Source organism: Rhodothermales bacterium, from assembly GCA_017643395.1.
In the GTDB taxonomy this organism is placed as follows: Bacteria; Bacteroidota; Rhodothermia; order Rhodothermales; family UBA10348; genus JABDJZ01.
This window is the reverse complement of the sequence record JAEPNP010000001.1, coordinates 1,711,607-1,736,372: the sequence shown is the minus strand read 5'-3', so window position 1 is coordinate 1,736,372 and position 24,766 is coordinate 1,711,607. Positions and strand designations below refer to the sequence as shown.

At 63.3% G+C, this 24,766-nt stretch carries 21 protein-coding genes and 1 tRNA gene; 11 read left to right on the top strand and 11 right to left on the bottom strand.

Going from position 1 to position 24,766, the window contains the following annotated elements:
• Nucleotide 1: 1 nt before the first annotated feature.
• Nucleotides 2–319, bottom strand: a complete 318-nt coding sequence (locus JJ896_07090) for a helix-turn-helix transcriptional regulator (GenBank protein ID MBO6779402.1) — start codon at nucleotides 317–319, stop codon at nucleotides 2–4.
• A gap of 195 nt (nucleotides 320–514) precedes the next feature.
• Here JJ896_07090 and JJ896_07085 point away from each other — a divergent pair, with 195 nt between their 5' ends.
• Nucleotides 515–1,705 carry an ATP-binding protein gene (locus tag JJ896_07085; protein ID MBO6779401.1) on the top strand — a complete coding sequence of 397 codons (1,191 nt, stop codon included), beginning with the start codon at nucleotides 515–517 and terminating at the stop codon, nucleotides 1,703–1,705.
• A 130-nt stretch (nucleotides 1,706–1,835) separates the two neighbouring features.
• Here the strand turns inward: JJ896_07085 and JJ896_07080 are convergent, their stop codons facing one another.
• Nucleotides 1,836–2,438: a TetR/AcrR family transcriptional regulator gene (locus JJ896_07080; GenBank protein MBO6779400.1), complete on the bottom strand. Its 603-nt coding sequence runs from the start codon at nucleotides 2,436–2,438 to the stop codon at nucleotides 1,836–1,838.
• A gap of 344 nt (nucleotides 2,439–2,782) precedes the next feature.
• Between JJ896_07080 and JJ896_07075 the strand changes: the two genes are divergently transcribed.
• Nucleotides 2,783–3,124, top strand: a complete 342-nt coding sequence (locus JJ896_07075) for a hypothetical protein (GenBank protein ID MBO6779399.1) — start codon at nucleotides 2,783–2,785, stop codon at nucleotides 3,122–3,124.
• Between the two features lie 200 nt (nucleotides 3,125–3,324).
• Here the strand turns inward: JJ896_07075 and JJ896_07070 are convergent.
• A tRNA-Thr gene (locus JJ896_07070) sits at nucleotides 3,325–3,400 on the bottom strand.
• A gap of 146 nt (nucleotides 3,401–3,546) precedes the next feature.
• Here JJ896_07070 and JJ896_07065 point away from each other — a divergent pair.
• Nucleotides 3,547–5,187: a T9SS type A sorting domain-containing protein gene (locus JJ896_07065; GenBank protein MBO6779398.1), complete on the top strand. Its 1,641-nt coding sequence runs from the start codon at nucleotides 3,547–3,549 to the stop codon at nucleotides 5,185–5,187.
• Between the two features lie 45 nt (nucleotides 5,188–5,232).
• On the opposite strand, the gene JJ896_07060 is transcribed toward JJ896_07065, so the two are convergent.
• A complete protein-coding gene (locus tag JJ896_07060) occupies nucleotides 5,233–5,835 on the bottom strand; it encodes a TetR/AcrR family transcriptional regulator (GenBank protein MBO6779397.1) in 603 nt (200 codons plus the stop codon).
• Between the two features lie 114 nt (nucleotides 5,836–5,949).
• On the opposite strand from JJ896_07060, the gene JJ896_07055 reads away from it, so the two are divergent.
• Entirely contained in the window at nucleotides 5,950–7,134 is a 1,185-nt protein-coding gene (locus JJ896_07055; protein MBO6779396.1) for an MBL fold metallo-hydrolase, read from the top strand.
• Nucleotides 7,135–7,162: 28 nt separating this feature from the next.
• On the opposite strand, the gene JJ896_07050 is transcribed toward JJ896_07055, so the two are convergent.
• Nucleotides 7,163–7,309 (bottom strand): hypothetical protein, encoded by a 147-nt coding sequence (locus JJ896_07050; protein MBO6779395.1) that lies wholly within the window; start codon nucleotides 7,307–7,309, stop codon nucleotides 7,163–7,165.
• Between JJ896_07050 and JJ896_07045 the strand changes: the two genes are divergently transcribed.
• From JJ896_07045 to JJ896_07030, 4 genes are read left to right on the top strand one after another with little or no spacing between them, the layout of a single operon-like run.
• Nucleotides 7,302–7,769 (top strand): hypothetical protein, encoded by a 468-nt coding sequence (locus JJ896_07045; protein MBO6779394.1) that lies wholly within the window; start codon nucleotides 7,302–7,304, stop codon nucleotides 7,767–7,769. The genes JJ896_07050 and JJ896_07045 overlap by 8 nt on opposite strands.
• 18 nt (nucleotides 7,770–7,787) lie before the next feature.
• A complete protein-coding gene (locus JJ896_07040) occupies nucleotides 7,788–8,528 on the top strand; it encodes an ATP-binding cassette domain-containing protein (protein MBO6779393.1) in 741 nt (246 codons plus the stop codon).
• A complete protein-coding gene (locus JJ896_07035; protein ID MBO6779392.1) occupies nucleotides 8,525–9,961 on the top strand; it encodes an ABC transporter permease subunit in 1,437 nt (478 codons plus the stop codon). The genes JJ896_07040 and JJ896_07035 overlap by 4 nt, the downstream gene beginning before the upstream one ends.
• A 7-nt stretch (nucleotides 9,962–9,968) precedes the next feature.
• Nucleotides 9,969–11,441 (top strand): carboxypeptidase M32, encoded by a 1,473-nt coding sequence (locus JJ896_07030; protein MBO6779391.1) that lies wholly within the window; start codon nucleotides 9,969–9,971, stop codon nucleotides 11,439–11,441.
• A 63-nt stretch (nucleotides 11,442–11,504) separates the two neighbouring features.
• On the opposite strand, the gene JJ896_07025 is transcribed toward JJ896_07030, so the two are convergent.
• The 3 genes from JJ896_07025 to mnmA all read right to left on the bottom strand — a co-directional run bounded on the left by JJ896_07025 (nucleotide 11,505) and on the right by mnmA (nucleotide 16,396).
• Nucleotides 11,505–12,389, bottom strand: coding sequence for a hypothetical protein (locus JJ896_07025; GenBank protein MBO6779390.1), 885 nt, complete (start codon nucleotides 12,387–12,389; stop codon nucleotides 11,505–11,507).
• A gap of 1,301 nt (nucleotides 12,390–13,690) precedes the next feature.
• Nucleotides 13,691–15,172 carry a hypothetical protein gene (locus tag JJ896_07020; protein ID MBO6779389.1) on the bottom strand — a complete coding sequence of 494 codons (1,482 nt, stop codon included), beginning with the start codon at nucleotides 15,170–15,172 and terminating at the stop codon, nucleotides 13,691–13,693.
• Between the two features lie 96 nt (nucleotides 15,173–15,268).
• Nucleotides 15,269–16,396 carry a tRNA 2-thiouridine(34) synthase MnmA gene (gene mnmA, locus JJ896_07015; protein ID MBO6779388.1) on the bottom strand — a complete coding sequence of 376 codons (1,128 nt, stop codon included), beginning with the start codon at nucleotides 16,394–16,396 and terminating at the stop codon, nucleotides 15,269–15,271.
• Nucleotides 16,397–16,474: 78 nt separating this feature from the next.
• On the opposite strand from mnmA, the gene aroQ reads away from it, so the two are divergent.
• From aroQ to JJ896_07000, 3 genes are read left to right on the top strand one after another with little or no spacing between them, the layout of a single operon-like run.
• Nucleotides 16,475–16,897 carry a type II 3-dehydroquinate dehydratase gene (aroQ, locus tag JJ896_07010; GenBank protein ID MBO6779387.1) on the top strand — a complete coding sequence of 141 codons (423 nt, stop codon included), beginning with the start codon at nucleotides 16,475–16,477 and terminating at the stop codon, nucleotides 16,895–16,897.
• Complete coding sequence (locus tag JJ896_07005) at nucleotides 16,894–18,402, top strand: polysaccharide biosynthesis C-terminal domain-containing protein (GenBank protein MBO6779386.1); 1,509 nt, start codon at nucleotides 16,894–16,896, stop codon at nucleotides 18,400–18,402. The genes aroQ and JJ896_07005 overlap by 4 nt, the downstream gene beginning before the upstream one ends.
• Before the next feature lie 11 nt (nucleotides 18,403–18,413).
• Nucleotides 18,414–19,415, top strand: a complete 1,002-nt coding sequence (locus JJ896_07000) for a hypothetical protein (GenBank protein ID MBO6779385.1) — start codon at nucleotides 18,414–18,416, stop codon at nucleotides 19,413–19,415.
• A 121-nt stretch (nucleotides 19,416–19,536) separates the two neighbouring features.
• On the opposite strand, the gene JJ896_06995 is transcribed toward JJ896_07000, so the two are convergent.
• The 3 genes from JJ896_06995 to fsa form a co-directional block, all read right to left on the bottom strand.
• Nucleotides 19,537–22,377: an FAD-binding protein gene (locus JJ896_06995; protein MBO6779384.1), complete on the bottom strand. Its 2,841-nt coding sequence runs from the start codon at nucleotides 22,375–22,377 to the stop codon at nucleotides 19,537–19,539.
• Between the two features lie 74 nt (nucleotides 22,378–22,451).
• Nucleotides 22,452–23,858, bottom strand: coding sequence for an MBL fold metallo-hydrolase (locus tag JJ896_06990; GenBank protein MBO6779383.1), 1,407 nt, complete (start codon nucleotides 23,856–23,858; stop codon nucleotides 22,452–22,454).
• Between the two features lie 2 nt (nucleotides 23,859–23,860).
• Nucleotides 23,861–24,538: a fructose-6-phosphate aldolase gene (gene fsa / locus JJ896_06985; GenBank protein ID MBO6779382.1), complete on the bottom strand. Its 678-nt coding sequence runs from the start codon at nucleotides 24,536–24,538 to the stop codon at nucleotides 23,861–23,863.
• Nucleotides 24,539–24,766: the final 228 nt, after the last annotated feature.

Sequence of the window (24,766 nt, the reverse complement as noted above, 5' to 3'; positions counted from 1 at the left end):
GCTACCCCGGGATCAGTGCTTCGGAGCCGTGTGCCGGCGGAGCAAATAGCTTCGAAAGCAGCCCATATACCCGTTCCCACTGGGCGCTCTCGCTTTCAAGCGCCCGCTCTCCCGCGGGCGTCAGACTGTAGTACTTGCGGCGCGGCCCTTCGTCCGCCTTCTCCCAGTAGCTTCGCAGCACGCCCTCATTTTCCAGACCGTGCAGGAATGGATAGAGCGTACCGGTGGTCCACTCGATCTCGCCATCGGTCAGATCGTGGATGCGTTTGATGATGCGGTATCCGTATCCGGGACCATTCCTGAGGATGGCAAGAACCATCGGGCGAAGCGTGGCTTGGGCGAGCGGACGGCTGATTGACATGGGACTTCTGGACAGCTATGTAGAATGCCGTCATAGTATGTGTTGACATTCTACATAGTCAAGTGTTCTGACCTTGCACAGGCAAAAGGCGTTTGGGTAGGGAACCGGTGTAAGCTTGCAATTCCAGGATGCGATCCTGATATTGCATAATTAATGATCCGGATTCCGCTAGAACGTCGCCTCAGACCGCAGGTCGAACTACTCCTCAGCGAGTTCCCGGCCGTCGCGATTCTCGGGCCGCGTCAGGTTGGTAAGACCACGCTTGCGACGCTGATCGCTGACGAACGCGACGCTGTGTATCTGGACCTGGAGCGGCCGGCCGATCTGGCCAAGCTGTCGGACCCGGAGTTGTACCTCGATCAGTACAAGGATCGTCTGGTCATCATTGACGAGGTTCAGCGACTGCCTGGGTTGTTTCGCACCTTGCGCGGGTTGATCGATGAAGGCCGAAGAAGCGGAAGGAAGACCGGGAGGTACCTGCTTCTCGGATCCGCGTCGATCGATCTACTGAAGCAATCCTTAGAATCACTCGCGGGAAGAATTGCTTACGTAGAACTGCACCCGCTCAACCTGCTGGAAACTCCGGATGGGGTTAATGGCGACCTGTGGATCCGAGGTGGGTTTCCGGACAGCCTTTTGGCGTCGAGCGATGAGGCCAGCATGCGATGGAGGCACAGCTTCATCAGGACGTATCTGGAAAGGGATATTCCGCAACTCGGCCCTCGCATTCCGGCCGAATCGCTTCGGCGGTTTTGGACCATGCTGGCGCATCTGCAGGGGAGCCTCCTGAACGCCGCCCAACTTGCCCGCAGTCTTGGATCAGATTGGACGACGATCAGCCGGTACCTGGACCTCATGGTTGACCTGCTGCTGGTGCGGCGACTTCAGCCCTGGCACGGTAACACCGGGAAGCGCCTCATCAAGTCACCGAAGACGTATGTCCGGGACAGCGGCCTCCTGCACACCCTGCTTGGCATTGGGTCGAGAGAAGAACTCCTGGGACACCCTGTCGCCGGCGCCAGTTGGGAGGGTTACGTCATCGAAAACCTCGCCTCCTCTTTGCCGGAGGGAAACGAACTCTACTTCTATCGCTCAGCCGGTGGCGCAGAGATTGACCTGATCATCGGAAGACCGGGCGGGCGCACCTGGGCGGTCGAGATCAAACGAAGCCTATCGCCAAAACCGAGGCGCGGATTCCACCACGCGCGTGAGGACGTGAAGCCGGACCAGTCGTTTGTCGTCTACCCAGGTTCGGAGAGGTACCCGATTTCGGACGACGTAGAGTGCATCCCTGTGGAGCAACTTGCCAGCCTGGTCGCGGGGACCGGGATCGGGAGCCGCTGACACGAACAGCGCCCCTTTGGTGACCCAGGCCATCGCGAACACCGTGAGGTATGGCGCTGCCTCGCTATGCATGGTCGTGTCATGGCTGGCGAAGCGACCGCGGCCATAAACATGGGGACTCCATTCGCCCTCAAGGCTCGCGGCTTCGGTTACCGTCTGCCGGAGGTTCCGGAGCCAGGGTATCGAGCACAGTCTGGATGGTGGAATCAGCGCCGATCTGTGAGTCGGTCGTGGCCACGACTCGCAACCCTTGCATGGTCACCAACATCAGGTCGGCGGCGCGGTCGGCAGTGACCCCGAAGGCCAACTCGCCTCGCCGCGACTCGAACGCCGCCGTTGCTATAGCTCTAAGCTCATCGAGTGCCTTCGATGAAAGCTCGCGGCTTCGCTCGTCGTCTGCGTTTCGCTCCATGATGGTGCTCACCAGCAGACATCCACGATGGTTGCAGGTCTCGGCCGATGAGACCAGTGCTGTCTTGATGGCTTCCCGTAGCGGCACTTCCCGGTCATTGATCGTCCCGGAAAACCAGTCCCTGCCCCCTGCCGCATAGCGCTCGACCGCCCTCTCGTAGAGGGCCTGTTTCGAACCAAAGGTGGCGTAGAGCGATCCCCGATTGATGCCAAGATGGTTGACGAGGTCCTCCATCGAGGTGGCAGCATAGCCCTTGCCCCAGAACAGGTCGACGGCTGCATCTAGCGCGTCGTCGACGTCGAAGGACTTGGATCGAGGCATCGAACTTCGGCTTTTCTCCGTGGACCCCGAATGTACGACAGGAGCTCAATCCACCGGGTCTGGGCGGCAGGGAGACCGACGGCCGAACCGGCGACAATTCCCTAGCTGGATTGGCGCGGTAACCGACAGCATTTATATTGGAACGAACAGTTAGGTTTAACTAAACATCTGGCTCGACGAGACCCGTCGCAGCTGGGCCGGGCTTCCGGCAGCACGTGGCGTCGAAACCGCCGAGAACAGGGAGGAACAGAACGAACATGGATAACATCGGACGTGTAGACCTGCACTTGTATGCACCTTTTGAGGGACTTTCCGGCGGGCCTCCGGTCCCCTTGGCTGCAGCCATGCCTTTCTACTCCGACCCGGAAATGACTGACCACATTGGGACGTTGACGCTGTACGGCATTTCGATTCCATCCACGGAATTCCCCTCGTTCTTCCATTGCGACATCACGTTTTGTTGGCACGGCCCCGATCAGAACCTGACCGACTCTGACACCATGCTCACAATGACGGGCATCATGATCCAGGGCGACCCGGCGGATGGGGCCGACCAGGCACAAGGGGCTCCCTTTCTCCAGCTATTTGCGATCACCGGTGGGACAGGGCAATACGTCGGCGCCAAGGGCAAAGCGACCATTGATCCGAGTCTTGGCCTTCAGGACTATCAGATTGAATTCGCTTGATCGCAGACAATGCCTCAGAGGTCAGTATTGGCCTCCCGCCCGCCGAGAGACCCGACTCATGACTGGCCGAGGTGGCCGGGCACTGAGCAGGTAGCGCCCGGCCGGCCAAGGGGCTTCGATAGCCCCGCCTGAACCTCCAAAACACCGAGCAGCCAACACACAAGAACGCCGCTCCCCCATCAGGGAAGCGGCGTTTTTCCTGGAGCCAATGAGCGGACTCGAACCGCTGACCTGCTCATTACGAGTGAGCTGCTCTACCAACTGAGCTACATTGGCAAGTCGCGCAAAATAACGCGGGCATTCGGCTTCGGGTGCCGGTGCACGGTTATTTCAAAGTCAGCACCGTTCGGGGGCGACTCGGAGGAGTTCAGCCTGCCTGCGGCCCACGATGATGCGCGAGCATAGTATCGTCGCCGGCGTCCATGACTTCAGTCCGAATCGCCCTACCCCTAGTCCTCCTTGCGGCCGCGCCGATCTGCGCTGCGGCCCAGGATGCTCCACCATGCGGACGGGGCACGGCCGTCGCCGTCGTCGAAGGGCGCGAGGTACAGGGCGGGGCCTTCAGCTCCGGCTTTCTCTACTTCGCCACAGCGGAGCCGCGGGAGATCGTTCAGTGGCGCCACCGCCTGAAGGGCTTCGATGCGAGCCTGGTCTTTGGCGCAGGCATCTGGCTGTCCGGATCCCTCGATGGCGAACTGCGCGCCTCCGTCGCCTTCTACGGTCGACAGGATTTCTGGCCTGGCCCGCTCGGACCAGACGGCCAGCCTGCCGAGGATTGCACTCCTTTTGACCGGATCTGGTCCGTTTCCAAAGCCGATCTGACTACGTTCGCCGAAACAGGCGTTGCCACCGATGACCTGGTGTCCTGGCCGACGGGTCTGGGCGCCCCGACGCTGGACGCATCAGGCAACCGCGTGCCCATCACGACAGGCTCCATCCAGGCCCGGGCCGCACGCACCATAGACCTGGATGCCGGCGAGTGGCCCCTTCTTCGAGGGGACGTAACCCACTGGTGGGTGGTAAACGATGTGGCAGAATACCTGGAATCGGGGCGGACGCCGCCCCTGTTTGTGGAAGTGGGTGTCACGGCGTTTGCATTCGACGTCGACGGCGTGCTGGGGCGCACGCTGTTCTACGAGTTCGATGTGCGAAAGCCCGCAGGAGCGACCATTGAGGACGCGTTTGTCGGCTTCTACACCGACATGGACCTCGGGGATTTCGACGACGACTACATGGGGTCGGACTCCGTTTTGGGAATGGTCTACACGTACAACGCGGTCCCGACCGACGCGCAATGGGGCGAGCGCCCACCCGCGGTCGGCATGGACATCCTTCGGGGACCAAGGGGGCCCATGGACGAAAGGACCCCCATGACCTCCGCCATACTGCCATCCAATACCCGCACCCAGCCCGAGGTTGTTCGAAACTATTTTCTGGGTAAGAATCGGCTTGGCTCACAGCTGGTCTCCTACGGTCGGGGTCACCCTGAGCCCGGAAGAACCGACCCTACCACCCGTTGGCACTTCTGGGGAGAACCCGGGACCTTCTGGTCCGAGCTGGATTCGGATGGCTCCGGAACCGCGACGGCGCAAAGTGACCGCCGCATTGTATCAGGAGCGGGTCCCGTACCTCTCGGCCCGGAGCACCCGCAGGATGTCCTCATCGCCGTGATCACTTCAATAGGCGAGGATCACGTGGACTCGGTCAGACAACTGAAGGCAGATGATCGATTCCTGCAGCGCCTTGCCGACGACGGAATCCTGGACATCGCCTTCATCCCGGAGGTGCTCCCGACCCCGATTCCTGGCGTATTGGCAGCGTCCCTCTATCCCGTCCCGGCGGCAGACTTCGCACGGCTCGAGTACCATCTGCCTCTGGACGAGCCCGTGGAAATCTCGGTGTTCGATGCGCTGGGGCGACCAATCTCGACCGTTCCGGCCAACTCGACCGCAGGCTTCCACGAAATCGAAATCGACACCACAGGTCTCCGCCCCGGACTCTACCTGGTGCGAATCCGCATCGGGTCTCGCCTGTTTGCCAGATCCCTGGTGGTAGCCCGCTAGACTCTACCAAGGCGGGTGATGGAGCCCAGACCAAAACACGAGTGCCTACTCGCCGGCCCGGTGGCCAGCGAGAAACATGCGGATCACCTCGTCCCGCAGCACGGCAACAAGGGCCGGCTCCATGGGCCCGTAGACCAGTTGCGGCCAGACAATCGCTCCGGAGATCATCGACCAGAACAATTCCGACGCCAGCGCGGCGTCCGGCACGTCCAGCCGCCCATCGTCAGAAGCCGCGAGCAACCAGCGTTGCAGGTGATCCTCACCCCCGCCCGCCCGCTCCAGACTCTGCCGCAGCAGCTCCGGGTCGGAAACCGCCACGCTGAGCCCCACCTTCATCATGCCGAGCCAGGCCGGATCCAGAACAACCCGCTCCTTGATGGCAGCAAAGGCAGTCAACTGCTCGGCGAGATCCCGTGAGCCGTCATAGGGAATAGCTCGCACGGCGGCCATTTCGCCCATGAATCGCTCCGTGACAGCCTCAAAGAGTGCCTCCTTGCTCTCAAAGTGGTTGTACACGGTGCGTTTGGAGGCACCTGCAACCTCGGCGATGCGGTCCATGCTCGCATTCGCGTACCCCTCCGCCTGGAAGACTTCGAGGGCTGCGTCGAGGATGGATTCGCGCTTGCGACTTGTGTCTCGGGCTGCCATGCAGAAAATGTCAGGTAAACTGCACGGTGTAGTGTAACTTATGTTCACACCCTGCGTCGGAGAGTAAACTACACTGTGTAGTGTACCTCTCCAAACCCACACTAACTGCCAGAAATGAGCGTCACCCAAAAAAAGCGCCGACGCTGGCCGCGCCGCCTGCTCATCGGCCTCGCCATTCTGGCTGCACCCATCCTGATTCTCATGGTCGACGCATGGTCCGCGCTCGGTTCTCCTCCTGAAGGCGAACGTCTGGAGCGCATTTCGCAATCCCCGCAATTCCGGGACGGACAGTTCCAGAACCTGCTTCCCCTTCTCGCGGACGGTGTCTCTTTCAACACGATGAAGGAATTCTTCTTCGGCGGCAGCGAGCATCGTCAGCCTGACCAGCCCATTCCTGTGCAGCCGGTCGCCGAGGCTGCCGACGACAGTTTGAGGGTGACCTGGCTTGGCCATTCGACCCTGATCGTCGAGCTGGAGGGCACCCGCATCCTTGTTGACCCGGTCTGGGGTCCACGCGCCTCCCCAAGCCGATACGTAGGGTCCAAGCGATTCTACGACTCTCCGCTACCTCTCGAGGACCTGCCTCCGATCGATGCGGTGGTCATTTCCCACGACCACTACGACCATCTGGACCTGCCGACCGTTCGCGAGCTCGCCGGCCGCATCGAACGATGGATCGTACCGCTGGGAATCGGCTCACACCTCGAGAGTTGGGGCATCGCGCCCGACGCCATCGAAGAGCTGGACTGGTGGGACGAGTTGCCGGTGGGCGACATCCGACTCGTCAGCACGCCCGCGCGACACTTCTCCGGACGCAGTGTCACGGATCGGAACGCCACGCTCTGGACCGGCTGGGCATTCATCGGCGCTCGACACCGGATCTGGTACAGCGGCGACACGTCCCTGACGCCCGAGTTCCTCGAGATTGGAGACCGCCTGGGACCGTTCGACCTCACCATGGTGGAGGTCGGCGCCTACAACAAGGCGTGGGCAGACGTGCACCTGGGCCCCGAACAGGCAGTCCAGGCCCATCAGATGGTGCGCGGCGGCCTGATGCTGCCGGTCCACTGGGGTCTCTTTGACCTGGCCCTGCACGGATGGACGGAGCCGGCGGAGCGTGTGCGTGCCGCCGCTGGCGCAGCCGGTATCTCCGTCGCCTTCCCCCGTCCGGGAGAAAGCGTGACGCTGGATGACTATTCCAGCGAGGTCTGGTGGCCGGAACTCCCCTGGCAGAACGCGGAGGAGGCTCCCAACGTCTCGACGGGTGTCTCGGAACTGACGACAACGCGCGGCCTCTGACAACATGCGGGCACCGATTCGGCCTTTATCACGTTCTTGGAGGATCGACAAGCGCGCAGTCTCCATATCGACGTTCGAGGAAGCGGAAGAAGAAGATCGCCGCTTCTGGCATGCGAAATCCCCGGAGGAACGACTGCAGGCCCTCGAGTACCTGCGGCATCTGAACTATGGACACGATCCAGCTACCGAGCGCATTCAGCGACATATTGAGGTTGTTGAACGCCCATGAGGTGCGCTATCTGGTGATCGGCGGTTTTGCTGTCGCGTATCACGGATATCCGCGCGCAACAGGCGACATAGACATCTGGATCGATCCCGAGCAAGGCAACGCAGCGCGCGTCCATGCCTCGGTAGTGGAACTTGGATTCGATCTTCCCAGCCTTCGGGTCTCCGATTTCTCAAACCCGGACCGGGTTGTGAGGCTCGGCTATCCACCGATGAGAATCGAGTTCATGACTCGCATTCCGGGTGTCATGTTTGCTGACTGCTTCGGCCGGCGGGTAGTTGCTGACTTCAACGGGGTCGAGACAAGTCTGATCGGGCTGGCATGCCTGCGGGCCAACAAGGTCGCTACGGGGCGCTCCAAAGACTTGAACGATCTGGAGCACCTCCCGGAGTCCACGCACGGCCTCTGACAACCCGTACCTTCCGGCATGTTCACGCTGGAACACGTCTCAAAGCGCTACGGCCCCACCACGGCCCTGAACCGCTTTTCGCACGCATTCCAGCCTAACCGGACGACGGCCATCATCGGCCACAGCGGCTGCGGCAAGTCCACCCTGCTACGCCTGTGCCTCGGTCTGATCCAGACGGACACCGGGCGCGTTCTGTTCGGCTCGACTCCCCTCGGCCCGGACACGATCACCGATATCCGGCACCGGACCGGCTACGTGATTCAGGACGGCGGACTGTTCCCGCACCTGACGGCGTTCGAAAACGCCGCGCTCCTCCCGCGCCGACTCGGTTGGGAAAAGGACCGCGCCCGCGCACGGGCCGAAATCCTCACGCGAACGCTCGGCCTGAAAACCTACCACCTGGACCGCTTTCCCCTTGAGCTCTCCGGCGGTCAGCGCCAGCGCATCGGCCTGCTGCGTGCGCTGATGACCGACCCGGAGGTACTGCTCATGGATGAGCCCCTTGGGGCGCTCGATCCAATAATTCGCGCCGAACTGCAGGGGCACCTGGTGGGCCTCTTCCGGCAGATGGAAAAGACCGTGATCCTGGTGACGCATGATGTCGGCGAAGCCGGCCTGTTCGGCCACGAGATCCTGCTCATGAAATCCGGCGGCATCGAGCAACAGGGCACGCTCAAGGATCTTGTGCGCACGCCATCATCGGACTTCGTGCGGGACTTCGTCAATGCACAGCGTAGCCCGCTGGAGTCCATTCGATGATCCTGACGCTGGTCATAGCGCTCCTTTTTCAGGACGTGACTGTGGGCTCAAAGAAGTTCACCGAAGGTGTCATCCTGGGCGATGTCGTCACGCTGGTCGCACAGGCGGAGGGCCTGCCAGCCGAACATCGGCGTGAAATCGGCGGTACCCGCGTGCTTTGGAGTGCCCTCCTGGCGGGCGAAATCGATGCCTACCCCGAGTATACCGGCACACTGATGGCGGAAATCCTGAGCGGGTACGACGGATCGATCCCGGACACACTGCGCAGGTTGGGCATCGGCATGTCGCCGCGACTCGGGTTCAACAACACGTATGTGATTGGCCTGCCTCGAGCCCTAGCCGAGGAGCGCGGGATCACCACCACGTCAGACCTCCGCGCGCATCCCGACCTGATTCTGGGGTTCACCAACGAGTTTATGGACCGGGCCGACGGCTGGCCGTTGCTCCGCACCAGGTATCGCCTCCCCCAGACAAACGTGCGCGGTCTGGACCACGACCTCGCGTATCAAGGCGTCGCGGCGGGCGACATCCAGGTCATCGACCTCTACTCCACCGATGCCGAGATCGCGGCCTACGACCTGGTGACCCTGGAGGACGATCTTGGCGTCTTCCCCGAGTATCAGGCCATGGTGCTCTATCGCCTCGACGCCCCGGCGGCCCTGCAAGAGGCACTGGAACGCCTGGCCGGGGCCATCTCGGAAGCGACCATGGTTGCGATGAACGCAGCCGTGCGCCTTGAGGGAGAATCCGAGGGCCAGGTCGCCGCAGACTTCCTACGGGCGATGGGCATCGAAGCCGACTTCCAGGCCGAATCCCGGCAGCAGCGCATCGCCCGTACGACGGTCGAACACCTGATCCTGGTCGGAATCTCGCTGGCAGCCGCGATTCTGCTGGCAATACCGCTCGGCATCTGGGCGGCGCGTGGCCGGGTTGCGGGCGCCGTGATTCTGGGCACGGTCGGTGTGATCTATACCATCCCGAGCCTGGCCCTGCTGGTGTTCATGATTCCGCTGCTTGGGATCGGAGGAACGCCGGCCATCGTCGCGCTCTTTCTCTACAGCCTGCTGCCCATCGTACGCAACACCCATGCGGGGCTAACGGGGATTCCGGCTCCGCTCCGGGAATCGGCAGCGGCACTTGGACTTGGGACCTGGCGAACGCTTCGCAAGATTGAGCTGCCGCTGGCGATGCCGTCGATACTGGCGGGAATCAAAACGGCCGCGGTCATCAACGTCGGTACCGCCACGCTCGGGGCAATAATCGGTGCCGGCGGCTATGGACAGCCTATCCTGACGGGCATCCGGCTCGACGACACGGCGCTGATTCTGGAGGGGGCCGTGCCCGCCGCGGTGCTGGCGCTCGCTGCCCAGGGTCTCTTCGATCTGTTGGAACGTTTTCTTGTCCCGCGGGGTCTTCGGCTGAAGCCAGCCTGAGTCCGTCATGGAAGACCTTCGCCGCCATCTGGGCCGCATCGCTGACCTGAACGCGGCCGCCGCCGTGCTCGAGTGGGACATGGAGACACACATGCCGGATGCCGGGGTGGCGGCCCGTGCCCGCCAGATCGGCACGTTGCGGGAGTTTGCGCACGAGTTGCACGCGTCGGACGAGACCGGTGCCTTTCTCGCGGCCGCCGTGCCGTCGAGTGCCGTGGACCAGGACCTGCTACGGGTCGCCAAACGGGACTTCGAACTGGCGATGCGCATGCCTGCCGAACTGGTCGGCGAGATGGCTCGCGTCACGAGCCTCGCCCGCGATGCGTGGAAAACCGCGCGGGAGCGAGACGACTTCCCGGCGTTCGCCCCCCACCTGGAGGCCGTGATCGACTGCAACCGGCGAAAGGCAGAAGCGCTCGGATACGACGATGACCCCTACGACGCGCTGCTGGACGAATTCGAGCCGGGCATGAAAACGGCCCGCGTGTCTCAGGTCTTCGCAGATCTGCGTACCGAGCTGGTAGAACTCGTGGCGGCCATCGCCGAAAAACCAGCCCACGACGACGCGCTGCTGGGGCGCTATTTCCCGCCGGATCGGCAGTGGGATCTGGGCGAGCAGGTGATGGCCGAGATCGGCTACGACTTCAGCCGGGGCAGGCAGGACAAGTCGGCGCATCCCTTCTCAACCACGTTTTCGGTCACGGACTCGCGGGTAACGACCCATGTGCATCCTCACCACTTCAACCCCGCTTTCTTCGGCAGTCTGCACGAGGCCGGACACGCCATGTATGAGCAGGGAGTGGACGAGGCCCTGGACGGCACGCCGCTGGCCTCCGGCACCTCGCTGGGCATGCACGAGTCGCAGTCCCGGCTGTGGGAGAACCTGGTGGGCCGATCACGCGCCTTTTGGGACCGGTATTTCCCGGTGGTGCAGGCCTATTTCCCCGGCGCGCTGGCGCAGGCCGATCCGGACGGCTTCTACCGCGCCATCAACACCGTGCGCCCCAGCCTCATCCGCATCGAATCGGACGAGGTGACCTACAATCTGCACATCATGCTGCGGTTTGAGCTGGAGCGAGCCATGCTTTCGGGCGATGTGCCCGCGGCCGATTTACCGGAAGCGTGGAACGCGCGTATGCAGGAGTACCTGGGTATCGTGCCACCTTCGGATGCAGCCGGCTGCCTGCAGGACATCCACTGGTCGCTGGGCGCGATCGGCTACTTTCCGACCTATTCGCTGGGCAATCTGATGTCCGCCCAGCTCTGGGAGGCCATGGGACGCGACTGCGGAGACCTTGACGAGCACATTCGGGCGGGCAGATTCTCAGTGCTGCTCGACTGGCTACGGGAAAACGTGCATCGGCACGGCCGTAGGAAAACCGCCAGCGAGATTCTGCTGGACGCTACCGGGTCTGACCTGGATGCGGGGCCGTGGATGGCCTACGCGAAGGCGAAGTTCGGGGCGCTGTACGAGCTCTAGTAGTCGGGGCGCGTCGGACCCTCGCCCCCGGGAGGCGGGCCCGGCCACCACAGCAGAGAGCGCCTAGCGGAACGTCACGTTACCAATCGGCAACTGCGCCACAGCCGTCATCTGCGCCGAGCCGCCCGGCGTGGCCCCGGCGGGGATTTCCGCCTGGAGCACGCGAATCCCGTACGCCGTGTCTTCGAAGTCGTCCGGATTGGGCTCCACCGTCACGTAGATCGTACGCCCGGCAACGGCCAGCGGAAATGTCTCGCCGACCGGCGCGTTGCGGAGCAGGTCCTCGCCAGGAACGCCGAATACCTCCGGCTGAGAGCTGAACGGGTTGGCCAGGTCGCGGTCGGCCGGATCGGAAAACTTGCCGAGCGAGGTTGGTCCAGAATCGAAATCGATCCACAGCTCATACTGCCACCCCGCTCCAAGGTCGGGCGCGGTCATCGCGGGCTGATAGGTGCCCGGCGTGCCCAGCCAGACTCCGAACTGCTCGTTGCCGGCATCGGCATCGGTCGGAGTGCCGATGGTATAGCTGGCCGCGATGGAGGACATGTCCGCCACGGCATTGCCAAAGGTCAGCGCAGCCGCCGTACCGACCACCGGCCCACGCAATACCTGCGTATCGCTGGGGTTGGCATCGCTATCTCTCCGGCCCTCAATCGAAACGAGGATTTCGGTCGCGCCGGCCAGGTCGAAATCGGTCACGAACGTGTTCGCTACCAGGCGCCCACCCGCATCGACCAGTCGGCCTTCCGCATCGTAGTTGAACCGGGTGATCGAAAGCCATTCGCCGTCCACCCGGCCCCAGGCCTCATAGGAGGCGCCGCCATCGAGTGCGATAAGTCCGTCCATGATCAGCTGCGCCGAAAAGAAGGACGCGGGCTCTTCATCGCCCGATCCCGAATCACAGGCGGACAGGATCAGGACAAAAACCAGAGGCAGGATGCGGCGCATGGGCGATGCGGTGGTTGGCAGGGGGCACCCCTACGCCGCATGCAACCACCAGTTCTCGGGGGCATCGCGGGCTGCCCCGCCGCGCGCGCCCTCAGGAAACGACACCTGCTCCCCCGCGTTGGCGGGCGAGGACAATCCAGCCCTCATGGAACAGCACCTCCAGGCGCTCCAGCAGCCCGACTACCCAGACCCCGCAGCGTTTCAGCGGGTTGTCTCCGACCTTCGGGGCCGCCCGCCGCTCGTGACCTCCTGGGAGGTGGACCGGCTACGCAAACTGATTGCGGAGGCCTCGACGGGCAAACGGTTCCTGCTGCAGGGTGGGGACTGTGCCGAGCGCTTTGACGAGTGCCGGGCCGACATCATCACGAACCGGCTGAAGATCCTGCTGCAGATGAGCCTGGTCCTGATTCACGGTCTGCGCCTGCCGGTGATTCGTGTAGGCCGTTTTGCGGGTCAGTACGCGAAGCCGCGGTCCTCGGACACCGAAACGGTCGATGGGGTCGAGATGCGCAGCTACCGCGGCGACATCATCAACGATCCTGCGCCGCTGCCCGCTGCTCGCAATCCGGATCCGGAGCGCATGCTGACGGCCTACGGCAACTCAGCGCTGACGCTGAACTTTGTGCGGGCACTGGTGGACGGGGGCTTTGCCGACCTGCACCACCCGGAGAACTGGGATCTGGGATTCGTGCAGCACGACGGCCTTCGGCAGGAGTATCAGCGTATCGTTGATGCCATCACCGGCGCGCTCAAGTTCATGGAGACGGTCTCCAATACCACGCTCGGTGATGTCGAACGCGTGGACTTCTATACCAGTCACGAGGCGCTGCTGCTCCCGTATGAGGAAGCACTGACCCGGGACGTGCCCAAGGGGGGCACGTACAATCTGTCGACTCACTTTCCCTGGATCGGCCTGCGCACCTCGGACCCGAGTGGCGCCCACGTGGCCTACGCCGCCCGCATTCGCAACCCCATCGGAGTGAAGGTGGGTCCCGACACCGAGCCCTCCGAGCTGAAGCGGCTCATGAATGCACTCGATCCGGACCATGAGCCCGGCCGGCTGACGCTGATTACCCGGTTCGGTGCCGACAAGGTGGAATCTGCGCTGCCCCGACTGTTGGCGGCCGTCCAGTCAGCCGGGCGCAACGTGCTGTGGAGCTGCGACCCGATGCACGGCAATACCGAGCTTACCCAGGACGGCATGAAAACCCGTCGTTTCGAGAGCATCCTGCAGGAGTTGGAGCAGGTGGCCGAAATCCACGACCGGTACGACTCCGTGCTCGGAGGCGTTCACTTCGAGCTCACGGGCGAGGACGTGACGGAGTGTGTGGGAGGCTCGACGGGGCTGACGGAGAACGATCTGTCGCGGGCCTATCATTCGCACGTCGATCCGCGCCTGAATGGGACTCAGGCGCTGGAGATGGCATTTTCGATTGTTCGCCACTGGCGTTGGAATCGCGGTTAGAGCCCTTTCGGGGGTCCGGCACGAGACTGGACTCCAGCGGATCCAAAGTGGGTCCAGGCTCAAGACCGGCCCGCTTCAGGATCGTTGCCAGCGTCCCCCGCATGTTTTCGGCCGCTTCCGCCGTTAGTTCGGACCACACTGCGGGCTCACCATCCAGATCCTCAATCATCGCCCTGTTCAGGCCCTCGATGCCGCGCAGTTTGGGGCCAAACAGGTCACGAACCCGCACGATGGCCGCCAGCGCAGCCCTCGTCTGGGCCTCGGCGATTTGCACGCGGTGTTCGAGCGCCGTTTCGGTGGCTTTTCGACGACGTACGTCCCACACGCGAAGCACCCAATGCGTGGGTTCTTCGATGGGTTGGTGGGGGTCCCGCAACACCGGCTGAAGATCGATCTCGAACCACCCCGGCCACTCCGCCTGACGCCCGCCCAGTTCCACTTCCTCGCAAATGCCTGCGAGACAGCGTCTTTCCCAGAGCTCCCGAATCACGCCGACAGCCGGCCGGCCGAGTTCGATGCGGTCCCCGAAGAGACCCACGGCAGCGTTGTTGGCATCCAGGATGCGGCCGCGGTCCGTGAACACGATCCGGGCCTCTGTCATCGCATCGACAATGCGGGAATGTCCGACAGGAATCAGGTCTAGCGCATCGTACCGAAGGATGGCCACGCCATACACCGCCACCGCTGCACCGAGCCCGATTGGGGACGGATCGATGTAGGCGAAGGCCTGCTCGTTGAACACATATGCCGCGTTGAGGAGAAACGGCGTAACGGCCCCTCCGATCATAAGCACCGTCGCTTTTCTGTGTGTGCTTCGCACCAATCGCGCCCATATCAGGACCAGCCCGGCCACCATCAAGGTGTAAGAGTAGGCGGTGTGCACCCAGAACCACGACCCGCGGTAGTGTCCAATTCCCGGGTGCTCCTCGTAGGTGCGTAGTCCCTCAAAAACGAGGTGGTGAAAGTCGTTCGTGGCCAGAAGGAACAGACTCATCACCGGCACGCACGCCAACAGTGTCGTTCGACGGATCCCGATGGGATTGAAGCCCGCCGCCACGGCGCTGAACATCAACCACGTCACAGGGATGAGCGCGATCGGGATGTAGCGCAGGTCCAAAACCACGTGCTGAAGCACGCCCGGCTCGAGCAGGTTGTAGAGCAGCGCCAGAAAGCACCACAGGAAGCCCATGCAAGACAGTGCCTGAAAATAGACGATCCGCGGCCTGTCCCTGTGCACTATGGACGCACCCAGCATCCAGGCAGTAGCGATGGTGGCAATCACCATCAGCACAACTACAGGCGGAAAAGGAATCGTCATAAGGCGCAGGAATACCGGTCAGGTATCGACCGTGCGCTCCCGGAATTAACTCCGGCCGGCCTCCAGCAGCAGGATTGAGACCCCCGTCGCGGGGAATCAGCCCGCCATCACCGGTTCCTCGACTTCCCGTATCCAGGCACCGCCCAGCACATCGTCCTCCTCATACATCACCACGGCCTGGCCTGGAGTGATGGCCTTACGCGGGCTCAGGAATTCCACCTCGACCGCGTCCGCACCATCTTGCCGGACCAGACACGCCGATCCGGGGTCCTTGTAGCGCACTTTGGCGGATGCGTGGTGGGTGTCGATGAGCTCATCGTACTTGATGAGATTCAGGCCGTCGGCCCGCAGCTTCTGCCGATCCAGCGCCTCCACCGGCCCCACCGTCACTGTATTTGTTTCCGCGTCGATGCGGGTGACGTACGCCGGGTAGCCGAGCGCAAGTCCCAATCCATGCCGCTGACCGATCGTGTAGAAGGGGTAACCCTGATGCTCGCCCAGGGCCGTGCCGTCCTCGTGTACCATCGGTCCGGGACCGACGCGCTGGTCCAGATCGGGCACCCGATCGCGCAGAAACCGGCGGTAGTCGTTGTCGGGCACAAAACAGATCTCGTATGAGTCCGGCTTGTCTGCCACCTGCAGTAGTCCGAAATCGGCCGCGAGCTTCCGGATGTGCGGCTTACGATGAATACCGAGCGGCAGCAAGGTGCGGGCAAAATGCTCCTGCTTGACGCCCCATAAGGCGTAGCTCTGATCCTTGTTGGTGTCCAGGCCGCGCATCAGTACGTGACGCTTGAGGCTGCGGTCGTGGCGCAGCCGCGCGTAGTGCCCCGTCGCAATGAACTCACAGTCCAGCGCGTCCGCTCGGCGCATCAACGCCGCCCACTTGATGTACGTGTTGCACAGCACGCAAGGATTGGGCGTGCGGCCGGACAGGTACTCCTCCGTAAAGGTGTCGATGACCCAGTCACCGAACTCCTCCCGGATATCGATGATGAAGTGCGTGAAGTCGTGCTTGATGCCGACCGCTCGCGCATCATTCATGGACTCGAGCGTGCAGCAGCCGATCTGCTTTCCGGTGCTGGACGGCGCGCTCTGGGCGTAGTCCCAGGTCTTCATGGTGATGCCCACCACCTCATAGCCCTCCTCCTTCAGGAGGACGGCGGCCACGGAGGAGTCGACTCCCCCGGACATGGCTACCAGTACGCGTCCGTGCTTGCTCATGAGATTTCGAGGCAGGTGCGTCAAACCGGCTGTCCGGTTGCTGCGTTCCGTATGTTTTCGGCGTAACCGCTGTCGCTCATGCACATTCTGATTGTCAACGGCCCGAACCTCAACCTGCTCGGCACGCGCGAGACCGACATCTACGGCGCGGGCACTCTGGAGGACCTCGAGCAGAGCCTGCTGTCCCGATTCCCGGGGGTGGTGTTCGAGTTCTTTCAGAGCAACGTGGAGGGCGAACTGGTGAACAGACTGCATGACACGGCGGAGTGCGATGGAGTCGTGTTCAACCCGGCCGGGTACTCGCACACCTCGGTTGCCTTGCGGGATTGCATGGCCGCCATCCCGGTCCCTGTGGTGGAAGTGCACATCTCCAACATCTACGCCCGTGAGGACTTTCGACACACATCGCTGACCGGAGCGGCGGCGGCCGGGGTGATTTCGGGGCTGGGATTCGACGGCTACGCATTGGCCGTGCAACACCTGTTGGACCGCAGCAGGTGAGTCGCATACGCAAACTGGCGTCCGAGACGGCCGTCTACGGCATCTCTTCCGTACTCGGGCGCGCAGTCAACTTCCTGCTCTTCCCGTTCCACACCCAGGTCTTCGCTCCCGAGATCTTGGCCCCCATCGGGCTGGTTTACACGGCTTTCGTGTTTCTGAACATCCTGTACCAGTACGGGATGGAGTCGGCCTACCTGAAGTTCGCTTCGGTGGCTGAAGACCGCAGGCCTGTCTTCAGTTCGTCGATGTGGTCGCTGCTGATCTCGGCCACTCTCTTTTCCACCGCGCTTTGGTTCTTCCAGGATGCGGCCGGGCCGGTGATTGGGCTGGGCCCGGATATGACCCATCTCCTGGGCTTTGCGGCGGCCATTCTTGTGCTGGACACAGCCGCCGTGGTTCCGTACGCCGAGCTTCGCCTCTCCAATCGGGCCGGCTACTTTGCGTTTGTGCGCGTGACATCCGCGCTGGTAAACGTCGCGGGCAACGTAATCCTGATCCTTGGCGCCGGACTTGGCATCGAGGCGGTGCTGATCGCCAATGTGGCATCCTCCGCCACGGGCCTGCTCCTGCTGACGGGAGTCGTTCGACGAAACCTCCAGTTGGCCTTTGACCGCTCGCTGTGGCGGAAGTTGTTGCGTTTCGGCCTGCCGTTTCTCCCGGGCGGACTAGGCTATGCCGTGAGCGAGCGGGTCAACATCTTCTTTCTGGAGAACATGCCGGCCGAGCGGGTACTGGATCTGTATGCCTCGGACATGCCTGCCGAAACCCTCGCCGCGGTGCAGGCGGGACAGGCCGAGGCAGCAAGCTTCGTCGTCGGCGTGTACACGGGCATGATCAAGCTCGGTGTGCTGGCCGCACTGGGCGTGCAGATGTTTCGCTACGCGTGGCAGCCCTTTTTCCTGAACCACGCTCGGGATGAGGACGCGCCGGATCTGTTCGCCCGCGTATTCCTGCTGCTGACCGCCGGCCTATTTGCCGTCGTTCTGGGGGTCTCCTTGTTCGCTCAGGAGCTGGTTGCAATTCCGATCCCAGGCGGCGGCACACTCATTGATTCTGCGTTTTGGCTGGGGCTCATCATTGTGCCACCGGCGCTCATCGGATATGCATTCCAGGGGTGGTACTACCACTTCGCCGCGGGCGCGTACATCGAGAAACGCACGGGACTCTTCGTGCGATGCACGCTTATCGGCAGTGTCGTTGCACTGGCCGTCAATACCTGGGCTGTGCCACAATTCGGAATGCTGGGCGCGGTTTGGGCCACCACATCCGCGTATGCGACCATGGCGATGGCCTTGTGGCTGTATCTGCGTCCTCACTACCCGGTGCCCTATCCGTGGGCCCGTGCTCTTACCCTTGTGGCCGGATGCCTCGCCGCGCTCGTCATCTGGAATCGGAATCCCGGGCTCCAGGTCTGGTGGGCCGAGCTCGGGCTGCTGGGGGCCTACGGCCTGCTCGCCCTCGTAACATTGCGCCCGCTCACTCGTCGTGTGACTGAGACTTCCTGACTCCTCCCGCCATGCGCACGATTCTTGTCCTCGCTGCCTTGGCCCTGGTCGCTGAGACGCCCCGGGCCCAATCCCTCGATCTTCCCGGCCTGTCCATCGGCGACTCCGAGGTGCACACCGGCCTTCGGTTGAATTACCGGGACCGCAACCTGCGCAGTGTGCAGGGCATCAACGTCACCATATGGCAGCCGTACAGTCCGGCTGAGGGGCGTGTGAAGGGTATCGCCGTCGGACTTCCACTGACCGGCGGACGAAGCATCGAAGGCATCGGCGTTGGCCTCTTCGGCGTGAGTGCCGATGAATCCATCGACGGCATTTTTCTTGGTGGTCTGGGGGCCGGCGCAGGCAAGTCCGTGCGCGGAATCGGAATCGCCGGTCTCGGCATGGGCTCGGGCGAGGACCTCAGCGGCATCATGGTGGCCGGGCTTGGAGCCGGCGCCGGAAGGAACGTTAAAGGCGTGCTGGTGGGCGGCCTGGGTGCCGGCGCGGGTGGCGACATGGTCGGCATTGTGGTCGCCGGGTTGGGCGCCGGTGCCGGCGGTGACTTTCGAGGAATCAGCGTGTCCGGGCTTGGAGGCGGAGCAGGAGGCGACCTGCAGGGTCTCCACGTGGCCGGACTCGGCGTCGGCTCGGGCGGAGACATGACCGGCATCGTGATTGGCGGCCTGGGTGCCGGAGCAGGGGGGCTGCTCAAGGGCCTCGGCGTGGGTGGCATCGGCGTGGGTGCCTCCGAGGTGCAGGGGATCCTGGTTTCAGGGTTCGCGGCCGGTGGCGGAGACGTCCGCGGGCTTTTTATCGCCCCTGGCTACTTCAACGTTTCGCCGGGCGGTTACATGCAGGGACTCTCCGTGAGCGCATTCAACCGCGTTCAGGGCAGCCAGCATGGAGTGACCATCGGCATACTCAACGTAGCGCGCGACTTGCGTGGGGTGCAGTTGGGCCTCATCAACTACGCGGGCTCCAACAAGCCGGGCCTGCGATGGCTGCCGTTCTTCAACATGGACTGGCGCTAGGCCCGGCGAGGTTGGCGGCTTGGCGGCTTGGCGGCTTGGCGGCTTGGCGGCTTGGCGGCTTGGCGGCTTGGCGAATCAACTGGATCGGCCTCGTCCGCCGGATCCGCGGAGCCAGCCGGGGTCAGCGTGATAGTTGCTGGGCCAAGACCTGGGCCGGATGCAGGGCCCGGCGTCCGGTGAGGTCCGCGATCTGCGCCCTACAGCTCGTGCCTGCCGCGGCGACCACCGTCTCCTCTGGCGCGGCCCGCACCGCAGGCATGAGCCTGTCCTCGGCAATCGCCCGCGACACCTCGCCAAACTCATAGCCGAAAGAGCCGGCCATCCCGCAGCAGCCGGCATCGATCACCCGGGCCTCCGTTCCACAGACGTTGTAGCATGAGGCCGCGTCCGGAAACGTGCCGAGTGCCTTCTGATGACAGTGCCCGTGGACCAGCACGTCCGGCGCTGACTTCCAGGAGAGCTTCCGGAAGCGCTCCTGGTGCACTAGCAGGAACTGTTCGAACTCGAGCGCGGCCTTGCCGACCGCGTCGGTGCGCGGGTCGCCGGCGAGGAGCTCCCGATACTCGTCGTTGAGTGTCAGAATGCAGGAAGGCTCCAGACCCACCACCGGCACGCCCCGCTGCACAAACGGGAAGAGACGCTCCACCACCCGCAGCGCCCGACGCTGGGCCTTGGTCACGAACCCTTTCGACAGGAGCGTACGGCCGCAGCACACATCTCCCACCGGGATGACCGTGAATCCGGCAGCCTCGAGCACCTGGGTAGCCGCCTGCGGGACCTCGGGGTGCTGGAAATTGCTGAACGTGTCTACGAACAATGCGACGGTTTCGGCAGGATCGCTGATTTCGCCCACGGATCCCCCTCGCCGGGCGAACGGGTGGCGTGCGAACGTCGGCAGCGGGCGATCCTGGTCGATATTCAGCGCTTTCTGCGCCAGTTCGCCGATGGGCGCCCGCGCCAGCCGGTTCACCACGCCCGACATGGGACCGGACGCCATGCGCGCCAACGTCGGTAGCTCCGCGAAGGCCCGCGCCTTGAGCGGGGTGCCGTTGCGGCGCCAGTACCCTTCCAGCCATTCGGTTTTCATGCGGGCCATGTCCACGGCCGATGGGCACTCCCGCTTGCAGGCCTTGCACTGCAGACACAGCTCCAGCGCATCGTAGATGTGCGCATCTCCCAGCCCCTCGACCCGGCCGTTCAGCGCCATCCGCAGCACATTCGCTCGCCCGCGCGTGGAGTCGATTTCCTGGCGGGTGGCCATGAAGCTGGGACACATCGTGCCCTCGCCCAGCTTGCGGCAGGCACCGTTTCCGTTGCACTGCTCGACAGCGGAGACAAATCCGCCGTCTTCCGCAAACGGCATGATGGATACGACCGGTAGTGGGTCGTAGTCGGGACCGAGGCGCAGGTTTTCCGTCATGGCGGGCGCATCCACCACCCGCCGGGGGTTCATGATGCCTTCCGGGTCGAATGCTCGCTTTACCTCACGACACACGTCATAGAGCTCAGGACCCAGGACCCCGGGGTTGAGCCAACTCCGGGCCAGGCCGTCCCCATGCTCGGAAGACACCCAACCGCCGTAGTTGGTCACGAGCTCCGCTGAACCCGCGGCCAGGTCACGCATCTTTTGGACTTCGGCCGCATCCTTTGTGTTGATGAAGGGCCGAACGTGGAGGCAGCCGCCAGACGCGTGCGCGTACATCACGGCAGGCGTGTCTGATGCCTTCAGCAAGCCCTCCAATTCTTCGATGTAATCGGCCAGGTGCTCGACCGGCACCGCCGCGTCCTCGATGAAAGCGACGGGTTTGTGATCCCCCTTGACCCCCATGATCAGGCCGAGTGCTTCCTTGCGCACCGACCAGGCGGCGGCAATGCGCCGGGGGTCCTCCAGGCGGACCACGCGAATACCGGGCAGCCGCTTCTCGAGGCGATCCAGCCCATCGGCCACTTCCGCCCCGGAGTCACCGAAGTACTCCGTCATCAGCACAGCGCCGGGCGTGCCCTCCACAAACGTCATGCGCTGCGCAAATTCAGGCAGCGACTGGCAACGACGAATCGCTGCCCCATCAAGCAGCTCCACGGCCGATGGGCGGGTCTCGAGGATCGCCGTTGTAGCCTGAAGCGCCTCGCGCCGGGTGTCGAAATGCACTGCGCCGACGGCGGTTTGCGCCGGTTTGCGCACGAGATCGATCGTCACCTCGGTCAGGGTGGCCAAGGTGCCCTCGGATCCGCACAGGAGTCGCGCCGGGTTGGGTCGCGACTCCAGCAGCTCTTCCAGCCGATACCCGTTGCACCGGCGCCAGTGCGGCGGCAGATCGGCGCGGATGGCCTTTTCGTGGGTTCCGGCCATCTCGGCGAGCCGGCTGCGGATTTCGCCCTCCAGGCCGGCACTCGTCGAGCTGGACCACCAGTCTGGATCCAATTGCGTGACGGATCCATCTGCCAACACGACCCGCGCCCCGTGCACGTGGCGGATCATATTGCCGTACAGAATGGAGTGCGTGCCGGTGGAGTTGTTGCCGACCATCCCGCCGATGGTGGCGCGCGATGCAGAGGCCGGATCCGGACCTACCATCCAGCCTTGCCCTGCCAGGAAGAGATTGAGCACCGCGAGTGTAACACCCGGCTCAACAGTGACCCGGCCCGCTTCCTCGTCGAACTCGACCAGGCGATGCAGGTAGGGCGAGAAATCGATGACCAGCGCATCGTTCACCGTCTGACCCGCGAGTGATGAACCACCCCCGCGGGGCAGGATCGGGATGCCCAGATCACTGGCCGTTTTGACGGCCGCTTCCACATCGTCAATAGACCTGGGGATGAGCGCACCGACGGGCACGACCTCATACATGGAAGCATCCGTGGCATAGAGGGCCCGCGTCAAGGCGTCCAGCCTGAGTTCACCCTCCAACCGGCCGCGCAGCAGGTTGCCGAGTTCAAGAATCCGTTCGCGCGACAGGCCCATGACGGAAAATGGTGCGCCCGACTTCGGGGGGCAAGCCCGTGCAGAAGTCTGGCGAAAGTTGCCCCGCGGGTCGCCTACTCGGGCAGCAGCGCCACCTCTTCACCGTGCGCGGGGGTGACCACGTCGATGGCCGGATTGAAGTAGCGAATGTTATCCGCCATCCACTCGCGGGCCTGCTCGTCACCGTGCACCAGGATGACCCGCTTCGGGTCGAGGCGCTCGACGAGGTCCAACAGATCGCGTCGGTGGCTGTGACCGCTGAATCGGAAGCGACCGACGCTACAGCGCAACGTCTGGGGGCCGCGATGCTCGTCCAGAATCACCTCGGGCTCGTGCCCCTCGGCCTCCATGAGGCGGTGGGCCGGCGAGTCCTCCCTAGCGTAGCCTACCAGCAGGATGGCGTTCTTTTCGTTCTCCACCATCTCCTGTGCAATCTTGTTGGAGATGGTTCGCTCGAACATCATGCCGCTGCCCACGACGAGAATGCCGGGCTCCTGGATGGCCCGAGTCAGGCCGGCCTGGCTGCGCGGAAGGCGCTTCTGTTCGACACCGTAGACCTCGAAATCGTTGTTCAGACGTGGGGTACTGAACCGCGTCTTGTCATACACATCGGAAATCGCTCGCATGAGGCCTGCCGAATAGACCGGAGTATCCTCATCGATGAGACCGCGCCGCTTGAACCGGTCGATCATTGCCAGGACCTCCTGCCCGCGACCCAGCGCAAAGACTGGCACCAGCACCGTGCCCCCTCGATCGAGTGTTTCCTTGACCGCCTCGCCAAAGCGACGCTCTTCGGTCTTGCGGGTGGTCGTCTCCGCGTCCGGATCGGCGCCCAGGGTGGACTCCAGGATCAGGGTGTCGATGGGACCTTCGGGATAACTGCCACCGGGCAGAATGGCCTGGGGCCGGAGCGATGTGTCGCTGGTGTAGAAGATGCGGCGGGTGGGTTCTCCCTGGATCTCCAGCTCCAGACCGGCTGCGCCGAGCACATGCCCGGCGTCCCACAATCTTCCCGTCACCCGACGGGCGCCGCGGATGCCGGTGAGGTCAAACGGGATCTCGAGGTGATGAGTGAGATAGAGGTATTCGAACGCCTCCAGTTCATCGACATCGAAGAGAGGCGCCGCAGAGGACGACCCTTCTCTCAACCGCTTCACCTGGAGCCGGGCAGAAGACGGCAGCAAGACGTTGGCCAGATCGCGGGTGGCCCGGGTCATGTGAACCAGCACATGCGGGAACGTGCGAATCACCACCGGCAAGGATCCGAGGTGGTCGTGGTGAGCGTGGGAAATCATCACATGGTCCACCCACGCGTCCGGCCGGTCCCTCACCAGAGCCAGTTCCGGTATGCTGTCTTCACCCTCCTGCTCAGGGTCTGCGCCGGCGTCCAGTAGGATGCCTGTGCCCTCGATGTGGAGATAGTGACAGCTGGCGCCTATCTCGTCGGTTTTTCCAAGGCAAACCAGGTAGGGTTCCGGCATGCTCAGCCGGCGCCGTTCGAACCAACGGCAGCCGAAGCCTCAAACTGCTTCCAGTCTGCCAGGAAGCGTTCCAGTCCGATGTCCGTGAGCGGATGCTTGAGCAGTTTGCCGATCACTCCGAACGGAATGGTGGCGACATCGGCGCCGGCGAGCGCTGCGTCCACGACGTGCATGGGGTGGCGGATGGATGCCGCAAGCACCTCCGTCTCGTACCCGTAGTTTGCGTAGATGTGTACGATCTGCTCGATCAACTCCATCCCGTTGGTGGAGATGTCGTCGAGCCGGCCGATGAAGGGGCTGATGTAGGTGGCGCCCGCCTTTGCCGCAATCAGCGCCTGCGTGGGACTGAAGCAGAGTGTGCAATTGGTCTTGATGCCCTCCTCGGTGAACGACTTGATGGCCTTGATGCCCTCCGCGATCAGCGGCACCTTGACGACCACCTGCGGGTGGAGCGCAGCCAGTTCACGGCCCTCACGCATGATGCCGTCGTAGTCGACCGCCGTGACCTCGGCGGAAACGTCCCCATCCACGATGTCACAGATCTTGACGATGTGCTGGTGGAAGTCGACGCCACCCACCTTCTTCATCAGGGAAGGATTGGTGGTCACACCGTCGAGCACGCCCATCTGCTGGGCCTCCCGGATTTCGTCGAGGTCGGCGGTATCAATAAAGAACTTCATCGGAGCGGCTGGCAGTTGGGCTGCGCCGGTCCTTCCCGACGCGCCAAATCCAACGTGCCGGCGGCCGCCCGGTTCGGGAGGCGCCGTCCGAAATCCGTAAGGAGAACGGAGTCAGCCGAGCTGGCTGATGAGGCTCATCACGGCCACAAATCCTATCAGAATGCCGGCAGCAATAAGCAGCTGCCGCTTCATTTTCCTGTTCATCGCAGAGACATGGTGGGATGCTTC

Coding starts and splice junctions, on each gene's coding strand:
- JJ896_07075 (MBO6779399.1), top strand. CDS start 2,783: ATGCCTTTCTACTCCGACCCGGAAATGACTGACCACATTGGGACGTTG.
- JJ896_07000 (MBO6779385.1), top strand. CDS start 18,414: ATGCGCACGATTCTTGTCCTCGCTGCCTTGGCCCTGGTCGCTGAGACG.
- JJ896_07085 (MBO6779401.1), top strand. CDS start 515: ATGATCCGGATTCCGCTAGAACGTCGCCTCAGACCGCAGGTCGAACTA.
- JJ896_07035 (MBO6779392.1), top strand. CDS start 8,525: ATGATCCTGACGCTGGTCATAGCGCTCCTTTTTCAGGACGTGACTGTG.
- JJ896_07080 (MBO6779400.1), bottom strand. CDS start 2,438: ATGCCTCGATCCAAGTCCTTCGACGTCGACGACGCGCTAGATGCAGCC.
- fsa (MBO6779382.1), bottom strand. CDS start 24,538: ATGAAGTTCTTTATTGATACCGCCGACCTCGACGAAATCCGGGAGGCC.
- mnmA (MBO6779388.1), bottom strand. CDS start 16,396: ATGAGCAAGCACGGACGCGTACTGGTAGCCATGTCCGGGGGAGTCGAC.
- JJ896_07060 (MBO6779397.1), bottom strand. CDS start 5,835: ATGGCAGCCCGAGACACAAGTCGCAAGCGCGAATCCATCCTCGACGCA.
- JJ896_07040 (MBO6779393.1), top strand. CDS start 7,788: ATGTTCACGCTGGAACACGTCTCAAAGCGCTACGGCCCCACCACGGCC.
- JJ896_07055 (MBO6779396.1), top strand. CDS start 5,950: ATGAGCGTCACCCAAAAAAAGCGCCGACGCTGGCCGCGCCGCCTGCTC.
- JJ896_07030 (MBO6779391.1), top strand. CDS start 9,969: ATGGAAGACCTTCGCCGCCATCTGGGCCGCATCGCTGACCTGAACGCG.
- aroQ (MBO6779387.1), top strand. CDS start 16,475: ATGCACATTCTGATTGTCAACGGCCCGAACCTCAACCTGCTCGGCACG.
- JJ896_06990 (MBO6779383.1), bottom strand. CDS start 23,858: ATGCCGGAACCCTACCTGGTTTGCCTTGGAAAAACCGACGAGATAGGC.
- JJ896_07020 (MBO6779389.1), bottom strand. CDS start 15,172: ATGACGATTCCTTTTCCGCCTGTAGTTGTGCTGATGGTGATTGCCACC.
- JJ896_07065 (MBO6779398.1), top strand. CDS start 3,547: ATGACTTCAGTCCGAATCGCCCTACCCCTAGTCCTCCTTGCGGCCGCG.
- JJ896_07025 (MBO6779390.1), bottom strand. CDS start 12,389: ATGCGCCGCATCCTGCCTCTGGTTTTTGTCCTGATCCTGTCCGCCTGT.
- JJ896_07090 (MBO6779402.1), bottom strand. CDS start 319: ATGGTTCTTGCCATCCTCAGGAATGGTCCCGGATACGGATACCGCATC.
- JJ896_06995 (MBO6779384.1), bottom strand. CDS start 22,377: ATGGGCCTGTCGCGCGAACGGATTCTTGAACTCGGCAACCTGCTGCGC.
- JJ896_07045 (MBO6779394.1), top strand. CDS start 7,302: ATGGACACGATCCAGCTACCGAGCGCATTCAGCGACATATTGAGGTTG.